Raw genomic sequence first — 17,417 nt, 5'->3', positions numbered from 1 at the left:
TTTTCAGCCTACCTTGTAGGATCCTGCCACATCTTGCCGTTTGGTGATCAAGATTCCGGCACGTATGATGCATCCCAAACTCCCGCAGATTAGAAGCCTATGTCCCTGATAGTTCTACTGCTTCTGCCTTTTATCGGCAGCTGTCTGGCGGCCTTGCTGCCGCACAACGCACGCAACACAGAGTCCCTGCTGGCCGGCCTTGTGGCCCTGGTCGGGACGGTTCAAGTCGCCCTGCTCTACCCCCAGATCGCCCATGGTGGCGTGATACGTGAAGAATTCATGTGGTTGCCCAGCCTCGGGCTGAACTTCGTATTGCGCATGGACGGTTTTGCCTGGTTGTTCTCGATGCTGGTGCTGGGCATCGGGACCCTGGTGTCGCTGTACGCCCGGTATTACATGTCGCCGGAAGACCCGGTGCCGCGCTTCTTCGCGTTTTTCCTGGCCTTCATGGGTGCGATGCTCGGCCTGGTGATCTCCGGCAACCTGATCCAGATCGTGTTTTTCTGGGAGCTCACCAGCCTGTTCTCGTTCCTGCTGATCGGCTACTGGCACCACCGCGCCGATGCCCGGCGTGGCGCCTATATGGCGCTGATGGTCACCGGCGCGGGCGGCTTGTGCCTGCTGGCGGGGGTGATGCTGCTCGGGCATATCGTCGGCAGCTACGACCTGGACCAGGTCCTGGCTGCCGGTGATCAGATCCGTGCCCATTCGTTGTACCCGATCATGCTTGCCCTGGTGCTGATCGGCGCCCTGAGCAAAAGCGCGCAATTCCCCTTCCACTTCTGGCTGCCCCACGCCATGGCTGCACCGACGCCGGTGTCGGCCTACCTGCACTCGGCAACGATGGTGAAGGCCGGCGTGTTCCTGCTGGCCCGCCTGTGGCCGTCACTGTCCGGCAGCGAAGAGTGGTTCTGGATTGTCGGCGGTGCCGGTGCCATTACCCTGCTGCTCGGCGCTTATTGCGCCATGTTCCAGAACGATCTCAAGGGCCTGCTGGCCTACTCCACCATCAGCCACCTCGGGCTGATCACCTTGCTGCTGGGCCTCAACAGCCCGCTGGCCGCTGTCGCCGCCGTATTCCATATCCTTAACCACGCCACTTTCAAGGCGTCGCTGTTCATGGCGGCGGGGATCATCGACCACGAAAGCGGCACCCGTGACATCCGCAAGCTCAGCGGCCTGTTCAAGCTGATTCCGTTTACCGCCACCCTGGCGATGGTCGCCAGTGCGTCCATGGCCGGCGTGCCGCTGCTCAACGGCTTCCTGTCCAAGGAAATGTTCTTCGCCGAGACCGTATTCATCTCCGCCACTGCCTGGGTTGAAATCGCCCTGCCGGTCATCGCGACTATCGCCGGTACCTTCAGCGTGGCCTATGCCCTGCGCTTTACCGTGGATGTGTTCTTCGGCCCCAAGGCCACCAACCTGCCCCACACCCCGCACGAGCCACCACGCTGGATGCGTGCGCCGGTGGAGTTGCTGGTGTTTACCTGCCTGCTGGTGGGGATTTTCCCGGCCCAGGTGGTCGGTTCGATCCTCGCCGCAGCGGCCCTGCCGGTGGTCGGCGGCGAACTGCCGGAATACAGCCTCGCCATCTGGCACGGCTGGAACGCGCCGATGATCATGAGCCTGGTGGCCATGTCCGGCGGCGTGGTGCTCTATCTGCTGCTGCGCAAGCAACTCAAGTTGGGCCGCTTCAAATACCCGCCGATCATCAGCTACTTCAATGGCAAGCGCGGCTTCGAGCGCTGCCTGGTGGTGATGATGCGCGGGGTGCGCAAGATCGAAAAACGCATCAGCACCAAACGCCTGCAAACCCAGCTGTTCCTGCTGGTGCTGGCGGCGGTGATCGCCGGGTTGATCCCGATGCTCTACAGCGGCATCAGTTGGGGCGACCGGCCGAAGATCCCGGGCTCCATCGTGTTCGTCACCCTGTGGCTGCTGGCAATCGCCTGCGCCCTGGGCGCCGCCTGGCAAGCCAAGTACCACCGGCTGGCAGCCCTGACCATGGTCAGCGTGTGCGGGATGGTGACCTGCGTGACCTTCGTCTGGTTCTCGGCGCCAGACCTGGCGCTGACGCAACTGGTGGTGGAAGTGGTCACCACCGTGCTGATCCTGCTGGGCCTGCGCTGGCTGCCACGGCGGATCGAAGAAGTTTCCCCACTGCCCAGCTCGCTGCGCAAGGCACGCATCCGCCGCCTGCGGGACTTCCTGCTGTCCACCGTGGTCGGTGGCGGCATGGCGCTGCTCTCCTACGCGATGCTGACCCGCCAGACGCCCAACGACATCTCCTCCTTCTACCTCAGCCGTGCCCTGCCAGAAGGCGGTGGCAGCAATGTGGTGAACGTGATGCTGGTGGACTTCCGGGGCTTCGACACCCTGGGAGAAATCACCGTGCTCGGCGCCGTGGCGCTGACCGTCTACGCCCTGCTGCGCCGCTTCCGCCCGTCGAAGGAAAGCATGGAACTGCCCGCGCAACAGCGCCAACTGGCACCCGACGTGGCCACCGACCTGATCAACCCGCGCCAGGCCAGCGACACCGCCCTGGGCTTCATGATGGTGCCGGCGGTGCTGGTGCGCCTGCTGCTGCCGATTGCGCTGGTTGTCTCGTTCTACCTGTTCATGCGTGGGCACAACCAACCGGGCGGCGGGTTTGTCGCCGGCCTGGTGATGTCCGTCGCGTTCATCCTGCAATACATGGTCGCCGGTACCCAGTGGGTCGAGGCGCAGATGAGCCTGCGGCCGATGCGCTGGATGGGTTTTGGCTTGTTGTCGGCAACCCTGACCGGGCTGGGCGCACTGCTCGCCGGCTACCCGTTCCTCACCACGCACACCTGGCACTTTAGCCTGCCGGTGCTGGGCGACATCCACGTCGCCAGCGCGCTGTTCTTCGACGTCGGTGTGTACGCCATGGTGGTCGGCTCGACCTTGCTGATGCTCACCGCCCTCGGCCACCAATCGGTGCGCGCCCATAAACCCAGTAACCAGGCGAAAGCCGTTGCCAGCCCAGGAGGAGCCGCCTGATGGAAGAAGTCATCGCAATTGCCATTGGGGTCCTGGCGGCCTCCGGCGTCTGGCTGATCCTGCGGCCACGGACGTTCCAGGTGGTGATGGGCCTGTGCCTGCTCTCCTACGGGGTCAACCTGTTCATCTTCAGCATGGGCAGCCTGTTTATCGGCAAGGAGCCGATCATCAAGGATGGCGTGCCGCAAGACTTGCTCAACTACACCGATCCGCTGCCCCAGGCCCTGGTGCTGACGGCAATCGTGATCAGCTTCGCCATGACCGCACTGTTCCTGGTGGTGCTGCTGGCATCCCGGGGCCTGACCGGCACTGACCATGTGGACGGCCGGGAGCCCAAGGAATGACCTGGATGAATCAACTGATCATCGCGCCGATCCTGCTGCCGTTGCTGACCGCCGCGCTGATGCTGATGCTCGGCGAGAAGCACCGCCCGCTCAAGGCGCGGATCAACCTGTTCTCCAGCATGGTGGGCCTGGGCATCGCCGTGCTGTTGCTGTACTGGACCCAGAAAGGCGGCCCCGGCTCCATCGGTGTGTACCTGCCGGGCAACTGGCAGGTGCCGTTCGGCATCGTGCTGGTGGTGGACCAACTCTCGGCGATGATGCTGGTGCTCACCGGGATCATTGGCGTCAGCGCCCTGCTGTTCGCCATGGCCCGTTGGGACCGCGCCGGCACCAGCTTCCATGCACTGTTCCAGATTCAGTTGATGGGCCTGTATGGCGCCTTTCTGACCGCCGACCTGTTCAACCTGTTCGTGTTTTTCGAAGTGCTGCTGGCGGCGTCCTACGGCCTGATGCTCCACGGTTCCGGCCGGGCGCGGGTGTCGGCGGGGCTGCATTACATCTCGATCAACCTGCTGGCCTCGACCTTGTTCCTGATTGGCGCGGCGCTGATCTATGGCGTCACCGGTACCCTGAACTTTGCCGACCTGGCACTGAAAATCCCCCTGGTGCCGGAAGCCGATCGCGGCCTGCTGCATGCCGGTGCGGGCATCCTCGCCGTCGCCTTCCTGGCCAAGGCCGGGATGTGGCCGCTGAACTTCTGGCTGGCGCCTGCCTACTCCTCGGCCAGTGCGCCAGTGGCGGCGATGTTTGCGATCATGACCAAGGTCGGCGTGTACACCGTGCTGCGCCTGTGGAACCTGCTGTTCTCCGGCCAGGCGGGTGCCTCGGCGCTGTTCGGTGGCGACTGGCTGATCTACGGCGGCATGGCAACCATCGTCTGCGCGGCGCTGGCGATGATTGCGGCGCAACGTCTGGAACGCATGGCCAGCCTGAGCATCCTGGTGTCCGCCGGGATCCTGCTGTCGGCGGTGGGGTTTGCCCAGCCAAGCCTGACCGCCGGGGCGCTGTTTTATCTGGTCAGTTCCACCCTGGCGCTGAGCGCGCTGTTCCTGCTGGCCGAATTGATCGAACGTTCGCGCTCGGCCAACGACATGCCCCTGGACGATGAAATCGAAGCCCTGCCCAAGGCCATGGAATCCCTGCATCCGCCGCCCGGCACCAACCTCGACGACGAACAGAAAGCCGTGGTCGGCCAGGTGATTCCCTGGACCGTAGCGTTCCTCGGCCTGAGCTTTATCGCCTGCGCCCTGCTGATCATCGGCATGCCGCCGCTGTCCGGGTTTATCGGCAAGCTCAGCCTGCTCAGCGCCTTGATCAACCCGATGGGCCTGGGCAATGCCATCGACGAACCGGTGCGTCCGGCCGCCTGGGGCCTGGTGGCACTGCTGATCTTCTCCGGCCTGGCTTCGCTGATCGCCTTCGCCCGCCTCGGCATCCAGCGCTTCTGGACCCCGGAAGAACGTCCATCGCCGCTGCTGCGCCGCTTCGAATGCGTGCCGATTTTCTTCCTGCTGGGCCTGAGCATCGCCCTGACGTTCAAGGCCGAGCCGCTGATGCGCTATACCCAGGCGGCCGCCGAGAGCCTGAACAACCCGGAACACTATGTGATGGCGGTCATGGCGACGCGTCCGGTGCCGAGCCCTGAAGCCAAGGCCGCCGCCCTGGAGGTGCAGCCATGAAGCGCCTGTTCCCTGCCCCGTGGCTGTCATTGGCATTGTGGTTGTTGTGGCTGGTGCTGAACCTGTCCGTCAGCCCCGGCAACCTGCTGCTGGGGGCAATCCTCGGCTTTGCCGCACCGCTGATGATGGCGCCGTTGCGCCCGCTGCCGATCCGCATCCGCCGCCCGGGGGTGATCATCCGTTTGTTCTTCCTGGTGGGACGTGACGTGATCATCTCCAACCTCGCCGTGGCCTGGGGCATCCTGACCTGCGGCTCGCGCCCACCGCGTTCGCGCTTTATCAAGATCCCCCTGGACCTGCGGGATGCCAACGGCCTAGCCGTGCTGGCGATGATCACCAGCGTGACGCCGGGCACCGTATGGTCGGAACTGGCCCTGGACCGCAGCGTCCTGCTAATCCACGTGTTCGACCTGGATGACGAAGCGCAGTTTATCGAGCACTTCAAACACGCCTACGAACGGCCCCTGATGGAGATCTTCGAATGAGCGCCCTGCTCTCCAATGCGATCCTGTTCAGCCTGTTCCTGTTCTCCCTGGCCATGGTGCTGACCCTGGTGCGCCTGTTCAAAGGCCCGTCGGCCCAGGACCGGGTGCTGGCGCTGGATTACCTGTACATCCTGGCCATGCTGATGATGCTGGTGCTGGGTATTCGGTATGCCAGTGACACGTATTTTGAAGCGGCGCTGTTGATTGCGCTGTTTGGCTTTGTGGGGTCGTTTGCCCTGGCGAAATTCCTGCTGCGTGGGGAGGTGATCGAATGATCAATGTCGACGTGTTGCCGCTGTGGGTTGAAGTGATCGTCGCGGTATTGTTGGTGCTTAGCAGCCTGTTTGCGCTGATTGGGGCGATTGGGTTGTTGCGGATGAAAGACTTCTTCCAGCGCATGCACCCGCCGGCGTTGGCTTCGACCTTGGGCGCCTGGTGTGTGGCGCTGGCCTCGATCATCTACTTTTCGGTGCTCAAGTCCGGGCCGGTGTTGCACGGTTGGTTGATCCCGATCCTGCTGTCGATCACAGTGCCGGTGACCACATTGCTGCTGGCACGCACCGCGTTGTTCCGCAAGCGCATGGCCGGGGATGATGTGCCGGCTGAAGTCAGCAGCCGTCGCACTGACAGCGGCAGCTGATCCCCACAGGCGCCGCAGTGGTGAAATTCGTTCTCCAATAGAATCCATAAAATAGAACCTCAATCGCTAATCCCGGTATCGGGATCACTTTATGAGGTTCTCCCCCATGGCATTCACTCCCCTTGTCCAGGCCCATCTCGACGCGTGGGTTGCCTGCGCCGCTGACTTCGGCCCATTTCTCACGGGCCAGGAAACCACCCTCACCCTCAATGAGCAGCGCAAGGCTTATGAGCAGGTGCTTTGTTCCCATCCGATTCCCGCCGGTGTCAGCTTTTGTGACGTCGATATGGGTGGCGTACCGGGCATGATGGTCGTGCCGGATGGGTTTGAGGGTGACCGGGTGCTGCTTTACATCCACGGCGGTGGTTATGTCGGCGGCAGCCCGCGGGGCTACCTGGGCCTTGCCGGCCACTTCGCAAAACTGCTGGGTGCAAAAGTCTACCTGCCCGACTACCGCCTGGCGCCCGAGCATCCGTTCCCCGTACCTATTGATGACACGTTGCAGGCTTATCGCTGGCTGCTCGACCAGGGCAATGACCCCAGGTCCATCGTGTTCTCGGGCGATTCGGCCGGCGGCGCAATGGTGGTGTCGGTGATGGTCAAGGCCCGCAACGCAGGCCTGCCACTGCCCGCCGGGGGCGCCGCCTTGTCGCCGTGGGCCAACCTGGAACACACCGGCGCCTCCATCGACAACCGTGACGGCCTCGACCCGCAAGCCTCCCGCCTGGGGCTGACGCTGCTTGCAAAAGCGTTTCTCAACGGCGCGCTGCCGAATGATCCCGATGCATCGCCGGTGTTCGCGGACGTCCGGGGATTGCCGCCCATTCTGGTGCAGATCGGCGAAAACGAAGTCATGCTCAGCGACGCCATGCGCCTGGCCACCCACCTGGGGGAAAACCGGGTACGCGTGTCGCTGGAGGTTTGGCCTGGGATGTTTCATGTCTGGCATTTGTTTGCGGCAATCTTGCCCGAAGGCATGCAGGCCGTGGCGAATGCGGCGTTGTTTCTGGACCAGGCAATACGTGGCAGCCGTAGCGCTTGAGGGGTTGCCCAGAGCGCGGGAAAGGTAGCGCTCCTGCCGATAACTATCTGTCACCTGGGGCCCCACCGCTCCACCTACCTTTATCGGACAACGTATCCCGATACAGGTAATGATCATGTATACCCATTCCGATGCACTGACCACGCTGTTTGATTTGCTCAACTCGCTGAATGCGCTGATTTCACATTTGACGAGCCAGCAACAGGCAGCCAAGCAGCGGGGCCTCGAGTTGTATCAACTCGGTGAATTCGAAGAGTGCGAAACCCATTTGACCATCTCTGCCTCGGCCGGCGATGCGCCGTCCCAATACGCCCTGGGCGAAGCCATCCGGCGCCGGGTCGGCAGTGTCGACCCCGAGGCCCAGGCGTGGTACCGCCTGGCCGCCGCCCAGGATCATGTGTACGCCCTGATGCGCCTGGGTGGCGAAACCAACCTGGCCAAGGCCAAGGCCCTCGCCCAGGCAGGTGCCGATGCTGGCGACGGCGCAGCGATGCTGCAGCTGTATGAACTGACCAAAGATCGCTCGTGGCTGAGAAAGGCAGGTGATGCCGGCTGCGCCGAGGCCTATTACATTGCGGCGCTGTTGTACGACAAAAACCCGGAGGCCAGTGACAACCGCGACTCCATGCTCAGGTATGCGGCCTTCAAGGGCTTCCCGCCAGCGATGAAGTGGCTGGCCAACATGCAGACCTACTACCGCAACCTCTCCTACCAGCGCATACACCTGGAAAAACGGCTGGCGCTGAATGACCTTGATGGCGTCATGACCTATGCCGGTGCGCTCGGCGGGTTCGATATCGATGAAAGTGGCACCAACCGCTATCACTACCCCGAGAACAAAATCCACGCCTATGGGCTCTACTGGCTGGTCATGGACAGTACCCGGCAAAACCCACGGCACGCCGATGCCGCAGGCTACCTGCAACAACTGGCCAGCGCGCTGACTGCCGAAGAAATGGAAACAGCCAAGGCGTATGGCCGCCAGTGGAAAACCGAGCACCCGGCGCTGTCGGAGTTCAGGTTGACCTACAGCGACCTGAAATGACCGGCGTCTGATGAAGGATTCGAGAGCACATCCGGCAGTTAAAGATTAATTAATCCAAAAACAGCTTGGCTAAGTATTTCCAGGCTGGTACGGTTTAGTGGATTATTTAATCCACTAAACCTCAGGCCTCCCCCATGACAGCTCACACCCCTCGCTTCAACCACAAAGTCGCCCTGGTCACCGGCGGTTCCCGCGGTATCGGCGAAGCGATTGTCCGCCGGCTTGCAGCTGAAGGTGCAGCGGTCGCGTTTACCTATTCCTCCTCTGCCGACAAGGCGCAAGCGCTGGTTGGCCTGATCGAAAGCAAGGGCGGAAAAGCCTTGGCGATTCAGGCCGACAGCGCCGATGTGGCGGCAATAGATCGGGCGGTCGCGGCCACTGTCGAGCATTTCGGCGCCTTGAATATCCTGGTCAACAACGCCGGGATCCTGCTGATGGGCACCGTCGACACCTTCAGCCTGGAAGACTTCGACCGAATGTTTGCGGTCAATGTGCGGGCCACGTTTGCGGCGGCCAAGGCCAGCTCGGCGGTGATGCATACGGGTGACCGAATAATCACCGTCGGCAGCGTGGTCGCCCAACGTTCGGGCTTCCCGGGCTCCAGCGTCTATAGCATGACGAAGTCGGCGATCGCCGGTATGATCCGCGGCCTGGCGATTGATTTCGCGCCGCGCGGCATCACCGTCAACAACGTGCAGCCGGGCCCGACCAGCACCGACATGAACCCGGCAGACGGGCCCCATGCGGACATGATCAAAAGCCTGATCCCCTTGGGCCGCGTAGGTACCGCCGACGATGTTGCCGGCATGGTTGCTTATCTCGCGTCCGAAGAAGCGGCATTTGTCACCGGCACAAGCATGACCATCGATGGCGGCTACCTGGCCTGAGCCTTCACCTGCAATTTCCCCCGAGGTAACCATGGCAAGACCCAGAGCATTCGACCGCGACCAGGTGCTGCGCGAGGCCATCCGGGTTTTCTGCGACAAGGGTTTTGCCGCGGCCTCGACTGAAGAACTGATGCAGGCCATGGGACTGAGCCGCCAGAGCATGTACAACACCTTTGGCGACAAACGTCAGTTGTACCTGCTGGCGATGGCCGAGTATCAGCGCACCGGCGTCGACGACTTGATCGAGCGCCTGAACCAGGGCCCGACCCCGCTGCAGGCACTGCACGACACCCTGCAATCCTTCGCCACCCGCGCCCTGCGGGAAGGAACGGCGGGTTGCATGGGCGTCAATGCCATCTGCGAGTTCGGCCTGGAAGATGATGAGATAAATCAACTCACCGCCCACAGCGCCGAACGCTTGCGCAATGCATTCGAACAGACGCTGGAGCGTGCGCAGGAACAAGGCGAATTGACCGTCGGCACCGATCGCTCGGGCGCGTGTGATTTTCTGATGGCCACCCTCAGCGGCATGAAAGTCGCCAGCAAGGGCGGCGCCACCACTGAGCAGCTGGAGCGCATTGCGGGTTTTGCACTGCGGGCGCTCAGCGCAAACGCGTGATCAGCCCACTACAGGATCGGCGCGCCAAATCGGTCCAGTCGTGGCATCCAGTGGTCCAGGATCTGCGCTGACGCCAGGATATGGTGCGCATGCCCGATCAACAGCCGACGCGGCACAAACCCGATATAGCGGGAGTCATCGCTGTTATCGCGATTGTCGCCCAGCATGAAGTAACTGTCGGCAGGCACCACCACCGGGCCGAAATCGCGCAGCGCCCGTACTGTCGGCATGAACTGCACCGTGCGCTGGCTGCTGTTCGCACGCTCCGTCACCTTGATCCCCGGAACTGTTTGGCCAGGCGCGATGGGCTCGCTGATGTCCTGCCCATTACTGTAGGTGGCCGGCGTACCGTTGACCCACAACACCTCGTCGCGCATTTCCAGGGTATCGCCGGGGATACCGACAATGCGTTTGATCAAGCGCGTGCCGTCCTTGGGCGAAGAGAACGTGACGACATCTCCGCGCTGGGGGTTATCCAGTCTCGCCAGGGAAATATCGGTGAGGGGCAATTTGAGGTCGTACGCGACGCGGTTGACCAGCACCACATCGCCCTCAAGTAACGTCGGGCGCATGGAACCGGACGGGATGGGATTCCAGTCAGCCAGGGAGGTGCGGAAAACCCCGAAGCACAGCCAGAAAATGATCGCGTAACGGTAGCGAATTAACCAACGGCGCATAGATCCTCGCAATACGAAAAGGCACACCGGCCTGCGCCGGGTACCCACGGTGATTTTTGGCAATGTTCGCTTATTGCATCGGAAGATTAAATTAACATTAGCGTTGCCGACCCATGACAGTCGATATTTTCAAGCACACAGAAAAGGAGTTTCACGCCCCATGGATAGCAAATGTTCGGTCTTTATCGCAGCCAGCGTCGACGGCTTTATTGCCAGGCCAGACGGTGATATCGAGTGGCTTCATCGCCCTGAGTACGAAGGCGCCGAATTGAACGGCGTGACCTATGAACACTTCATCGCCAGCGTGGATGCGCTGGTGATGGGCCGCAAGACCCTGGAAAAAGTGTTGTCCTTTCCGGAGTGGCCCTATGAGGGCACGCCGGTCATAGCACTCTCTCACCAATCGGTTGAGCTACCTGCAGCTTTGAAGGGCAAGGTTGAGGTGGTGAGCCAGGATGTCACCAGCCTCGTGGCAGCGTTGGCCGAGCGCGGGATGAAACACCTGTATATCGACGGAGGCCAGACGATTCAGGCGTTTCTTGAGGCGGGTTTGATCGACGAGATGATCATCACGCGTATTCCGGTTGTGCTGGGCCAGGGGATCCCCTTGTTCAGCCAGTTGGGTGGCGAGCATGAGCTTCGGCATATCGGCACGTATGCGTCGGATAACGGGTTTGTTCAAAGCCGGTATGAGGTGAGTGGCAAGCGCTGATGGTCGCGGGTTAACACCCGGAAATTTCCGACAGCTCTTTAGGGTTGTCGCTCAGAAGATGGCTCCCTACTCTTCGGTGGTCGCTGCAAATTCAGCGACCGGGTTTCGCAGCCCGGGTAAACTCTAGACGCACAGCGTCCACCACAAGATAGCGGGCGCTTTTTTATGCCTGATGTTATGGCGGCTGTGCGCGGGATACCTTCGGGTATGCCGGGTGCCTAGAGTCCCGGTCTGCGAACCTGCGTACAGCTGCCACCCGATTGTCGTTTCGCAGCGATGGGTGGCGGCTCCATTACTCTAGGAGCGTCGTCATGATCAAAGACAGTCCAAACCCGCCACTCGATTCACCCTCGCTTCACGCGGCTGCTCATCGGGCGATTAATAATTACCTAATACACCCACAAAACCAGAGCTGTCTGCCAAGGCACATGGTCTCTTTGCGCTGCATAAATAACTATATGTCCAGACCTCTTCGATCCGGACTCCGAAGAACTTGCATCAGTCCCAACATCGGCAACCCCCTTGGAGTTTGAACTTGACGCCCCACCCACGCAATATGGATCTAAGGATATGCCAAAGTTCGGAGGAGACTCAACTATTGGCAAACCATGCCCCCAACAATAAAAAACTCAAGTAACGAAACGGCACAAAGCTAAGACGATCGGAGCTTATCGGCACCTTATTAAATAGATACACCTTTATACCCGACACACTAACCTCAAAAAAAAAAACGAGCGCAATAGCGCGTGCGCTAATCGCCGGACGCTTCTATAATAGTTCAAAAGCCTTATCGACGTCTACGCTGCCTCACCAACTTGGCTTTCGCAACAATTGAAACAAACGCAACAGCAGACTCGACAGACTGGGAGGAATCAATGTACTCATTCAACATTCGACCAAAAACCTGATCATCAAAATTTGAAAAAATAACTTCATCGGTAAGGACATCAAGTTTATCGCGAGGGCTATAAGAGGTATCCTTCTGAACTTTTGAGACACTGTCCAAAGCGATATCAGTTGATATATCAGGCGTTTCAAACGTCAGCTCTGTTTGAGGCATTGATGAAGAATCAGTTTTTTGCGTTTGAATATTTTCGCTACCTCGTGGCACGCGACGAATTTCCGGCAATTGCGCTTTAGTTATTTCCGATTTCAACTCGGCTCTGCGTTTAGCAAGAATGGTTTGCCCAAATGGTAATCGGCACCATTGCCAAATCGCATCACCTACTTGATATTCAATGCCTTCGACAGCAAGAATACCCAACCCAGCGATAGCAAGCCCACCTTCACTAATGCCAATAGAAGCCGCTTGGCTGCTTGGAGGGTTCCACCTTCCAAGGTCAGGATACACAAAACTACTCTCTTGGCGACCTTGTGATATAGACGCTAAACGTTTGGCCTCTTTCGTAATATATTCAGCATCTTGTACTGGCCACATAGGAGACTCTAATGCAATTGCCCCTAATAACGCGCCCGCCATAGTCGCTATCGTATCAGTATCACTCTCCAACTCATTCGCAGAAGCAATCAGTGCCTCCTCAATAGGACCTTTTCGATAAACATATGCTAGCACAGACGCAGCCAAAGCAGTTTTAAAACCAGACCCACGATACTTAACAGTCAGGCAACCCAACTTTTCAAGGATTTGGTGATATCCATTTAAACCTTCAATTAAAATTAATTCCGATATAAGCTCGACATCACGAAGAGCTTCTTCCTTTACCCGTATCAGGGCTTCCTCCAATGTGCCGCCGGTGTTACTCTCCCACGCAGAGCGCCAAAAAGCAGCTAACTGAGAGTCACGCCCAATCAAGGCAGGCAAATCGGTAAACCTATCAATATATCTTTGCCAAACTCCGGGTCCTGGAATTTCACCATTTTTTAGAACATCATTTAGAGTTAAAGCGTGAAATACAGCACCACAAAATCCATGAGGATGCCCATGAGTTACTAGAGAGTCTCGGAGTACGTTAAGCAGAAGGTCGTCCAGACTCCCTTTAGACGCCCACACATGAGGCTGAACACGCATCGCGGCTCCGTTCCCGCCACCAGTTATATATTTTTGAGTGCCTCGTTCGTAAAAATTTGAGAACCAGTTAACCCCTCTACGCGAGAGATTCACAGCTGCAGCCTTCGTTCCCAGACCGCCACCAAGTGCATAGGTTGGCCAGACCGTAACTTCAATTTTTGCGAAAGTCTCGACATCAAACGATCCATTCCCTCTGATCGACCGAGATACGGCGAGACGTAGCTGTGTGTCGTCGGAATATGTTCCAGCAGGAAGAGCAACTTTTGGGCCATTACGCCCACCTATCATACGCTGCCATTTGACCGGCTCAGTTACCCTTGTCTTACCGACACGATGCTTAACACCTGCTTCCCCCCGTGCAAGCTCAGTCATCCAGCCAAGAGCATCCCCCGCTGCGGCCCAAAGGGCAGAATTCACGACAGCCCTTTCCCTCCGCTCCATTGAAACCGTCCCGAGGTGGCTTACAGATTGCTCAGTATTCAATTTGGCCGTCCTTCAAACTTCTGGGGTGATATCAAAACGTCTACACCACGGAGGCCGAACTCTCGCAGCCATCCCTTGGCGATATCATGACAATTTTCGTCTTGGACGTATATGCGACGGAGATACTCCGTAGAAATCTGCCCAAGATACAGCACTTCCGCCTGCTCACATGTGGGCAAAGGCAGTGGTCGCTGAAGGCGGTAAACCTTCCAATTCGGACTCTTTCGCAGGATGCAAGGCTCGAAAAGATCAATGAACCCCAACAAACCAGGCTTTCGTATACAAAGATCGTACGAGTTATTTGTGGTCGTAAATACGACCTCATCATGAGTTATTACAATAGGATCAAACGCTAAAATACCCCACCATATATCGGCATCTATGTGCCACTTCTGCGAGACAAGAAAATATCGTCGATTTATCTCAGAAATTGACAAATTTACAAAGTCTAACCAGTTCTGACTCTTATCAAAAAACTCTTGCGCTTCCGGCCTATCCGCAGCGTTCACATGTAAAATATGTTGCAGGTAGGCAGCTTGAGGAAGACGATGACGAGACAAGAGTGCTCCAGTAGCAAGAGTTCCAACAATTCCTCTGTTAGTCGTAAAATGCAAAACCTCGGTAATACTGCGCCTTTCAACTTCAGCAGCAATGGTCATACAGCCTCCTGACCAAATGTGCCTGGAGAAAAAAATCTAACCAACTGAGACCCCTCCCCCGGCTTATAACCTATAATTACTGCTTTTCGGGCCCGAGCTACCGCCACAGCTAATAGACGCCGCAACACAAGCACCTGATCATCAAACTCCTCTTCAGCAAAATGCGTGTTTTCCTCGTTAAATCCTATTATAAAAACATAGTCAAACTCTAGGCCTTTTGCAGAATGAAATGTCGAAAGAGCTACGTTCTCAGGACCTTCAGGCCACTCCCTTTCACGGGTAATGTCTACATAATCAATATTATGACGTGCCAATGTAGATTTGATTTGATCGAACCATTTCCCTGCCTGAGGTTTAAGAAACGCTACTGACTCATCCTCCAAATTCACATATTCTTTGATGTAATTAGCCGCCCATTCTGCCTGATCCGAGTACTTACCAAGAAGAACCTGCGGCAGATCACCATGATCTGAAGCAGCGTTTAGGTTTGGAAGAGCACCATCACCGTCAACGCCTACACCATTCAAAATTCCAGCAGCAAATGCAGCTATCTCAACGGTATTTCTATGATTAGTATAAAGAGGATGTATCCTCTCTGGCCGGACGTCAAACCCTGCTTCAGCCCAAGTAAACCCTCGAGCATAAATTCTCTGTACCGTATCAATAACAAACGTAACAGTATGATCAGGCGCAAGATGATGTTTGATAGCTCGCAGTTGATTTGCGGAGAAATCCTGACTCTCATCTACAACTACGATATCATAACCTATCGACTCAATATCTCGGGCCATAGAAACCGACAACTCATTCCAATCCTTAGAGCCTTGCGCAGACAACCAATTAAGATACGGATAAACTACCTCATCTAGAATTCTACGCCGGAGGTTTCTATCAACACGAGGCAACACCCCGCGTCCTGTACGCTCGAATGTTATATAGTTTTCGAGACTCTCGGGCTCGAATCTCCCTAGCAGATAGTCGACTTCCTTCAATATATATTCTGGAGTTAAAACATCCAAGCCAACCGCGAACGCGCTTAAAATCTCTCTCGCACTCTTTTGTTGAATCACTTGCACATTTAAACTTGAGATAGCCCAACGGCTAAAGGTATCAATTTCGAGGCTTATATTTAAGCCTTTTTCAACTTGATGCTCTGCCAATGAGCTAATATATCCCGCAAGAGTACGATTAAATGTGAGCACGAGAATCTTAACAGGCTCAGGTATCTCTTTCCGCTCATGACGCTCAGCAAACATATAACAAAGCGACCTAAGCCTTAACAAGGCTGTAGAGGTTTTCCCACTACCCGCAGCACCACAAATCACCTCAACGCCGAACCTGTTTTGACTGATCAACGGAAGCTGTTCGGGAGTAGCCTTAACCAGAGGAAGCGTCTTCATTTTTTGTAAAGTCCATTTAAAGTTGAGCACGTATACCGCCAGCATCCCCATAAACTGAGCAGGAGATGCCAATTAGCCACTACTTTTAGCTACTTTCGGTGCCGCTAGTCAACCTGCTTCGCTCCATGAACGAAATATATCGCGCTTTCAAGCGAATAATCTCAATGTGGTGCACATCATAAACCACCCAATCCTCCTCATTAGGTGGCGTCATGACACAGTCCAAAATTGCCGGATGCAACATTTCAGATTTGACAAAAAACGCCCCGAACCAGTCGGGGCGTTTTTCATTCAGCAATTACCGATCAAGCCTGATCAGCCAACCGCCACGTCGTACCGCCCTTCCCGTCTTCCAACACCACACCCATCGCGGTCAGTTGGTCACGGATACGGTCAGACTCCGCCCAGTCCTTGTTGGCCCGGGCAGTCAAGCGTGCCTGGATCAGCGCATCAACTTCAGCGGCATCCACACGCCCTTCAGCGCCCGCCTGCAGGAAGTCATCGGCTTCCATCTGCAATACGCCCAGCACGCTCGCCAGCTCTTTCAAACGTGCGGCAAGCCCCGCCGCTGCGTCGAGATCGCTCTCGCGCAGGCGGTTGATCTCGCGCACCATTTCAAACAGCACCGCGCAGGCTTCAGGCGTACCGAAGTCGTCGTTCATCACTTCGGTGAACCGCGCAACAAACGCTTCGCCGCCCGCAGGCGCCACGGAGGGCAGGCCTTTCAACGCGTGGTAGAAACGCTCCAGGGCGCCCTTGGCGTCCTTGAGGTTGTCTTCCGAGTAGTTGATCGCGCTGCGGTAATGGCTCGACACCAACAGGTAGCGCACCACTTCCGGATGGTACTTTTCCAGCACGTCGCGAATGGTGAAGAAGTTGTTCAAGGACTTGGACATCTTCTCGCCATTGATGCGAATCATGCCGCAGTGCATCCACGCGTTGGCGTAGGTCTTGCCGGTGGCCGCTTCGCTTTGGGCGATTTCGTTTTCGTGGTGCGGGAACTCAAGGTCGCTGCCGCCGCCATGAATGTCGAAGGTCTCGCCCAGGCAGCAGGTGGACATCACCGAGCATTCGATGTGCCAGCCCGGGCGCCCGGCGCCCCATGGCGACTCCCAGCTCGGCTCGCCGGGCTTGGTGCCTTTCCACAGCACGAAGTCCAGCGGGTCTTGCTTGGCTTCGTCGACTTCGATCCGCGCACCGATGCGCAGGTCTTCGATTTTCTTGCGCGACAGCTTGCCGTAGCCCATGAACTTGGCGACGCGGTAGTACACGTCGCCATTGCCCGGGGCGTAGGCGTAACCCTTGTCGATCAGGGTCTGGATCATCGCGTGCATGCCCGGGATATGGTCCGTGGCGCGCGGTTCCATGTCCGGCTTGAGGATGTTGAGGCGTGCCTCGTCCTCGTGCATCGCAGCAATCATGCGCTCGGTCAGCGCGTCGAACGACTCGCCGTTTTCGTTGGCGCGATTGATGATCTTGTCGTCGATGTCGGTGATGTTGCGCACATACGTCAGGTCATAACCGCTGAAACGCAACCAGCGGGTCACCAGGTCGAAGGCAACCATGCTGCGGCCGTGGCCGATGTGGCAGTAGTCGTACACGGTCATGCCGCACACGTACATGCGCACCTTGTTGCCATCCAGCGGCTTGAAGACTTCTTTGGTCTTGCTGAGTGTGTTGTAGATCGTTAGCACG

General features: G+C 57.7%; 16 protein-coding genes. 11 read left to right on the top strand and 5 right to left on the bottom strand.

Going from position 1 to position 17,417, the window contains the following annotated elements; translation table 11 throughout:
- Positions 1–99 precede the first annotated feature (99 nt).
- From HX801_RS30015 to HX801_RS29970, 10 genes are all read left to right on the top strand, one after another.
- Positions 100–3,021 carry a monovalent cation/H+ antiporter subunit A gene (locus HX801_RS30015; protein ID WP_003211746.1) on the top strand — a complete coding sequence of 974 codons (2,922 nt, stop codon included), beginning with the start codon at positions 100–102 and terminating at the stop codon, positions 3,019–3,021.
- On the top strand, positions 3,021–3,365 hold the full coding sequence (locus HX801_RS30010; protein WP_003192163.1) for a Na+/H+ antiporter subunit C: 345 nt from the start codon (positions 3,021–3,023) through the stop codon (positions 3,363–3,365). Before HX801_RS30015 ends, HX801_RS30010 begins: the two co-directional genes overlap by 1 nt.
- A complete protein-coding gene (locus HX801_RS30005) occupies positions 3,362–5,044 on the top strand; it encodes a monovalent cation/H+ antiporter subunit D (RefSeq protein ID WP_003211748.1) in 1,683 nt (560 codons plus the stop codon). Before HX801_RS30010 ends, HX801_RS30005 begins: the two co-directional genes overlap by 4 nt.
- The gene (locus HX801_RS30000) at positions 5,041–5,529 is read left to right on the top strand and encodes a Na+/H+ antiporter subunit E (protein WP_003211750.1); all 489 of its coding nucleotides are present in this window, start codon (positions 5,041–5,043) and stop codon (positions 5,527–5,529) included. Before HX801_RS30005 ends, HX801_RS30000 begins: the two co-directional genes overlap by 4 nt.
- A complete protein-coding gene (locus HX801_RS29995) occupies positions 5,526–5,804 on the top strand; it encodes a K+/H+ antiporter subunit F (RefSeq protein ID WP_003211751.1) in 279 nt (92 codons plus the stop codon). Before HX801_RS30000 ends, HX801_RS29995 begins: the two co-directional genes overlap by 4 nt.
- Positions 5,801–6,169 carry a Na+/H+ antiporter subunit G gene (locus tag HX801_RS29990; RefSeq protein ID WP_003211753.1) on the top strand — a complete coding sequence of 123 codons (369 nt, stop codon included), beginning with the start codon at positions 5,801–5,803 and terminating at the stop codon, positions 6,167–6,169. Before HX801_RS29995 ends, HX801_RS29990 begins: the two co-directional genes overlap by 4 nt.
- A gap of 106 nt (positions 6,170–6,275) precedes the next feature.
- A complete protein-coding gene (locus HX801_RS29985) occupies positions 6,276–7,211 on the top strand; it encodes an alpha/beta hydrolase (protein WP_003211755.1) in 936 nt (311 codons plus the stop codon).
- Positions 7,212–7,326: 115 nt separating this feature from the next.
- Positions 7,327–8,256: a sel1 repeat family protein gene (locus HX801_RS29980; RefSeq protein ID WP_177023298.1), complete on the top strand. Its 930-nt coding sequence runs from the start codon at positions 7,327–7,329 to the stop codon at positions 8,254–8,256.
- Between the two features lie 134 nt (positions 8,257–8,390).
- On the top strand, positions 8,391–9,143 hold the full coding sequence (locus tag HX801_RS29975; RefSeq protein ID WP_177023297.1) for a 3-oxoacyl-ACP reductase family protein: 753 nt from the start codon (positions 8,391–8,393) through the stop codon (positions 9,141–9,143).
- Between the two features lie 31 nt (positions 9,144–9,174).
- Positions 9,175–9,762: a TetR/AcrR family transcriptional regulator gene (locus tag HX801_RS29970; protein WP_023658972.1), complete on the top strand. Its 588-nt coding sequence runs from the start codon at positions 9,175–9,177 to the stop codon at positions 9,760–9,762.
- 8 nt (positions 9,763–9,770) lie between these two features.
- Here HX801_RS29970 and lepB read toward each other — a convergent pair whose 3' ends face one another.
- A complete protein-coding gene (gene lepB / locus HX801_RS29965; RefSeq protein WP_003211763.1) occupies positions 9,771–10,439 on the bottom strand; it encodes a signal peptidase I in 669 nt (222 codons plus the stop codon).
- Between the two features lie 160 nt (positions 10,440–10,599).
- Between lepB and HX801_RS29960 the strand changes: the two genes are divergently transcribed.
- A complete protein-coding gene (locus HX801_RS29960; RefSeq protein ID WP_177023296.1) occupies positions 10,600–11,151 on the top strand; it encodes a dihydrofolate reductase family protein in 552 nt (183 codons plus the stop codon).
- Positions 11,152–11,938: 787 nt separating this feature from the next.
- Here HX801_RS29960 and HX801_RS29955 read toward each other — a convergent pair.
- From HX801_RS29955 to cysS, 4 genes are all read right to left on the bottom strand, one after another.
- Positions 11,939–13,597: an ADP-ribosylglycohydrolase family protein gene (locus tag HX801_RS29955; protein WP_218166771.1), complete on the bottom strand. Its 1,659-nt coding sequence runs from the start codon at positions 13,595–13,597 to the stop codon at positions 11,939–11,941.
- 62 nt (positions 13,598–13,659) lie between these two features.
- A complete protein-coding gene (locus HX801_RS29950; protein ID WP_177023295.1) occupies positions 13,660–14,322 on the bottom strand; it encodes a DarT ssDNA thymidine ADP-ribosyltransferase family protein in 663 nt (220 codons plus the stop codon).
- Positions 14,319–15,794, bottom strand: a complete 1,476-nt coding sequence (locus HX801_RS29945; protein WP_256344315.1) for a 3'-5' exonuclease — start codon at positions 15,792–15,794, stop codon at positions 14,319–14,321. Before HX801_RS29945 ends, HX801_RS29950 begins: the two co-directional genes overlap by 4 nt.
- 233 nt (positions 15,795–16,027) lie before the next feature.
- Positions 16,028–17,416, bottom strand: a complete 1,389-nt coding sequence (cysS, locus tag HX801_RS29940) for a cysteine--tRNA ligase (protein ID WP_008432427.1) — start codon at positions 17,414–17,416, stop codon at positions 16,028–16,030.
- Position 17,417: the final 1 nt, after the last annotated feature.

Source organism: Pseudomonas sp. G1002, from assembly GCF_013385455.1.
Classification (GTDB): domain Bacteria; phylum Pseudomonadota; class Gammaproteobacteria; order Pseudomonadales; family Pseudomonadaceae; genus Aquipseudomonas.
This window is presented reverse-complemented; position numbering and strand designations above follow the sequence as displayed.

Coding starts and splice junctions, on each gene's coding strand:
- HX801_RS30015 (WP_003211746.1), top strand. CDS start 100: ATGTCCCTGATAGTTCTACTGCTTCTGCCTTTTATCGGCAGCTGTCTG.
- HX801_RS30010 (WP_003192163.1), top strand. CDS start 3,021: ATGGAAGAAGTCATCGCAATTGCCATTGGGGTCCTGGCGGCCTCCGGC.
- HX801_RS30005 (WP_003211748.1), top strand. CDS start 3,362: ATGACCTGGATGAATCAACTGATCATCGCGCCGATCCTGCTGCCGTTG.
- HX801_RS30000 (WP_003211750.1), top strand. CDS start 5,041: ATGAAGCGCCTGTTCCCTGCCCCGTGGCTGTCATTGGCATTGTGGTTG.
- HX801_RS29995 (WP_003211751.1), top strand. CDS start 5,526: ATGAGCGCCCTGCTCTCCAATGCGATCCTGTTCAGCCTGTTCCTGTTC.
- HX801_RS29990 (WP_003211753.1), top strand. CDS start 5,801: ATGATCAATGTCGACGTGTTGCCGCTGTGGGTTGAAGTGATCGTCGCG.
- HX801_RS29985 (WP_003211755.1), top strand. CDS start 6,276: ATGGCATTCACTCCCCTTGTCCAGGCCCATCTCGACGCGTGGGTTGCC.
- HX801_RS29980 (WP_177023298.1), top strand. CDS start 7,327: ATGTATACCCATTCCGATGCACTGACCACGCTGTTTGATTTGCTCAAC.
- HX801_RS29975 (WP_177023297.1), top strand. CDS start 8,391: ATGACAGCTCACACCCCTCGCTTCAACCACAAAGTCGCCCTGGTCACC.
- HX801_RS29970 (WP_023658972.1), top strand. CDS start 9,175: ATGGCAAGACCCAGAGCATTCGACCGCGACCAGGTGCTGCGCGAGGCC.
- lepB (WP_003211763.1), bottom strand. CDS start 10,439: ATGCGCCGTTGGTTAATTCGCTACCGTTACGCGATCATTTTCTGGCTG.
- HX801_RS29960 (WP_177023296.1), top strand. CDS start 10,600: ATGGATAGCAAATGTTCGGTCTTTATCGCAGCCAGCGTCGACGGCTTT.
- HX801_RS29950 (WP_177023295.1), bottom strand. CDS start 14,322: ATGACCATTGCTGCTGAAGTTGAAAGGCGCAGTATTACCGAGGTTTTG.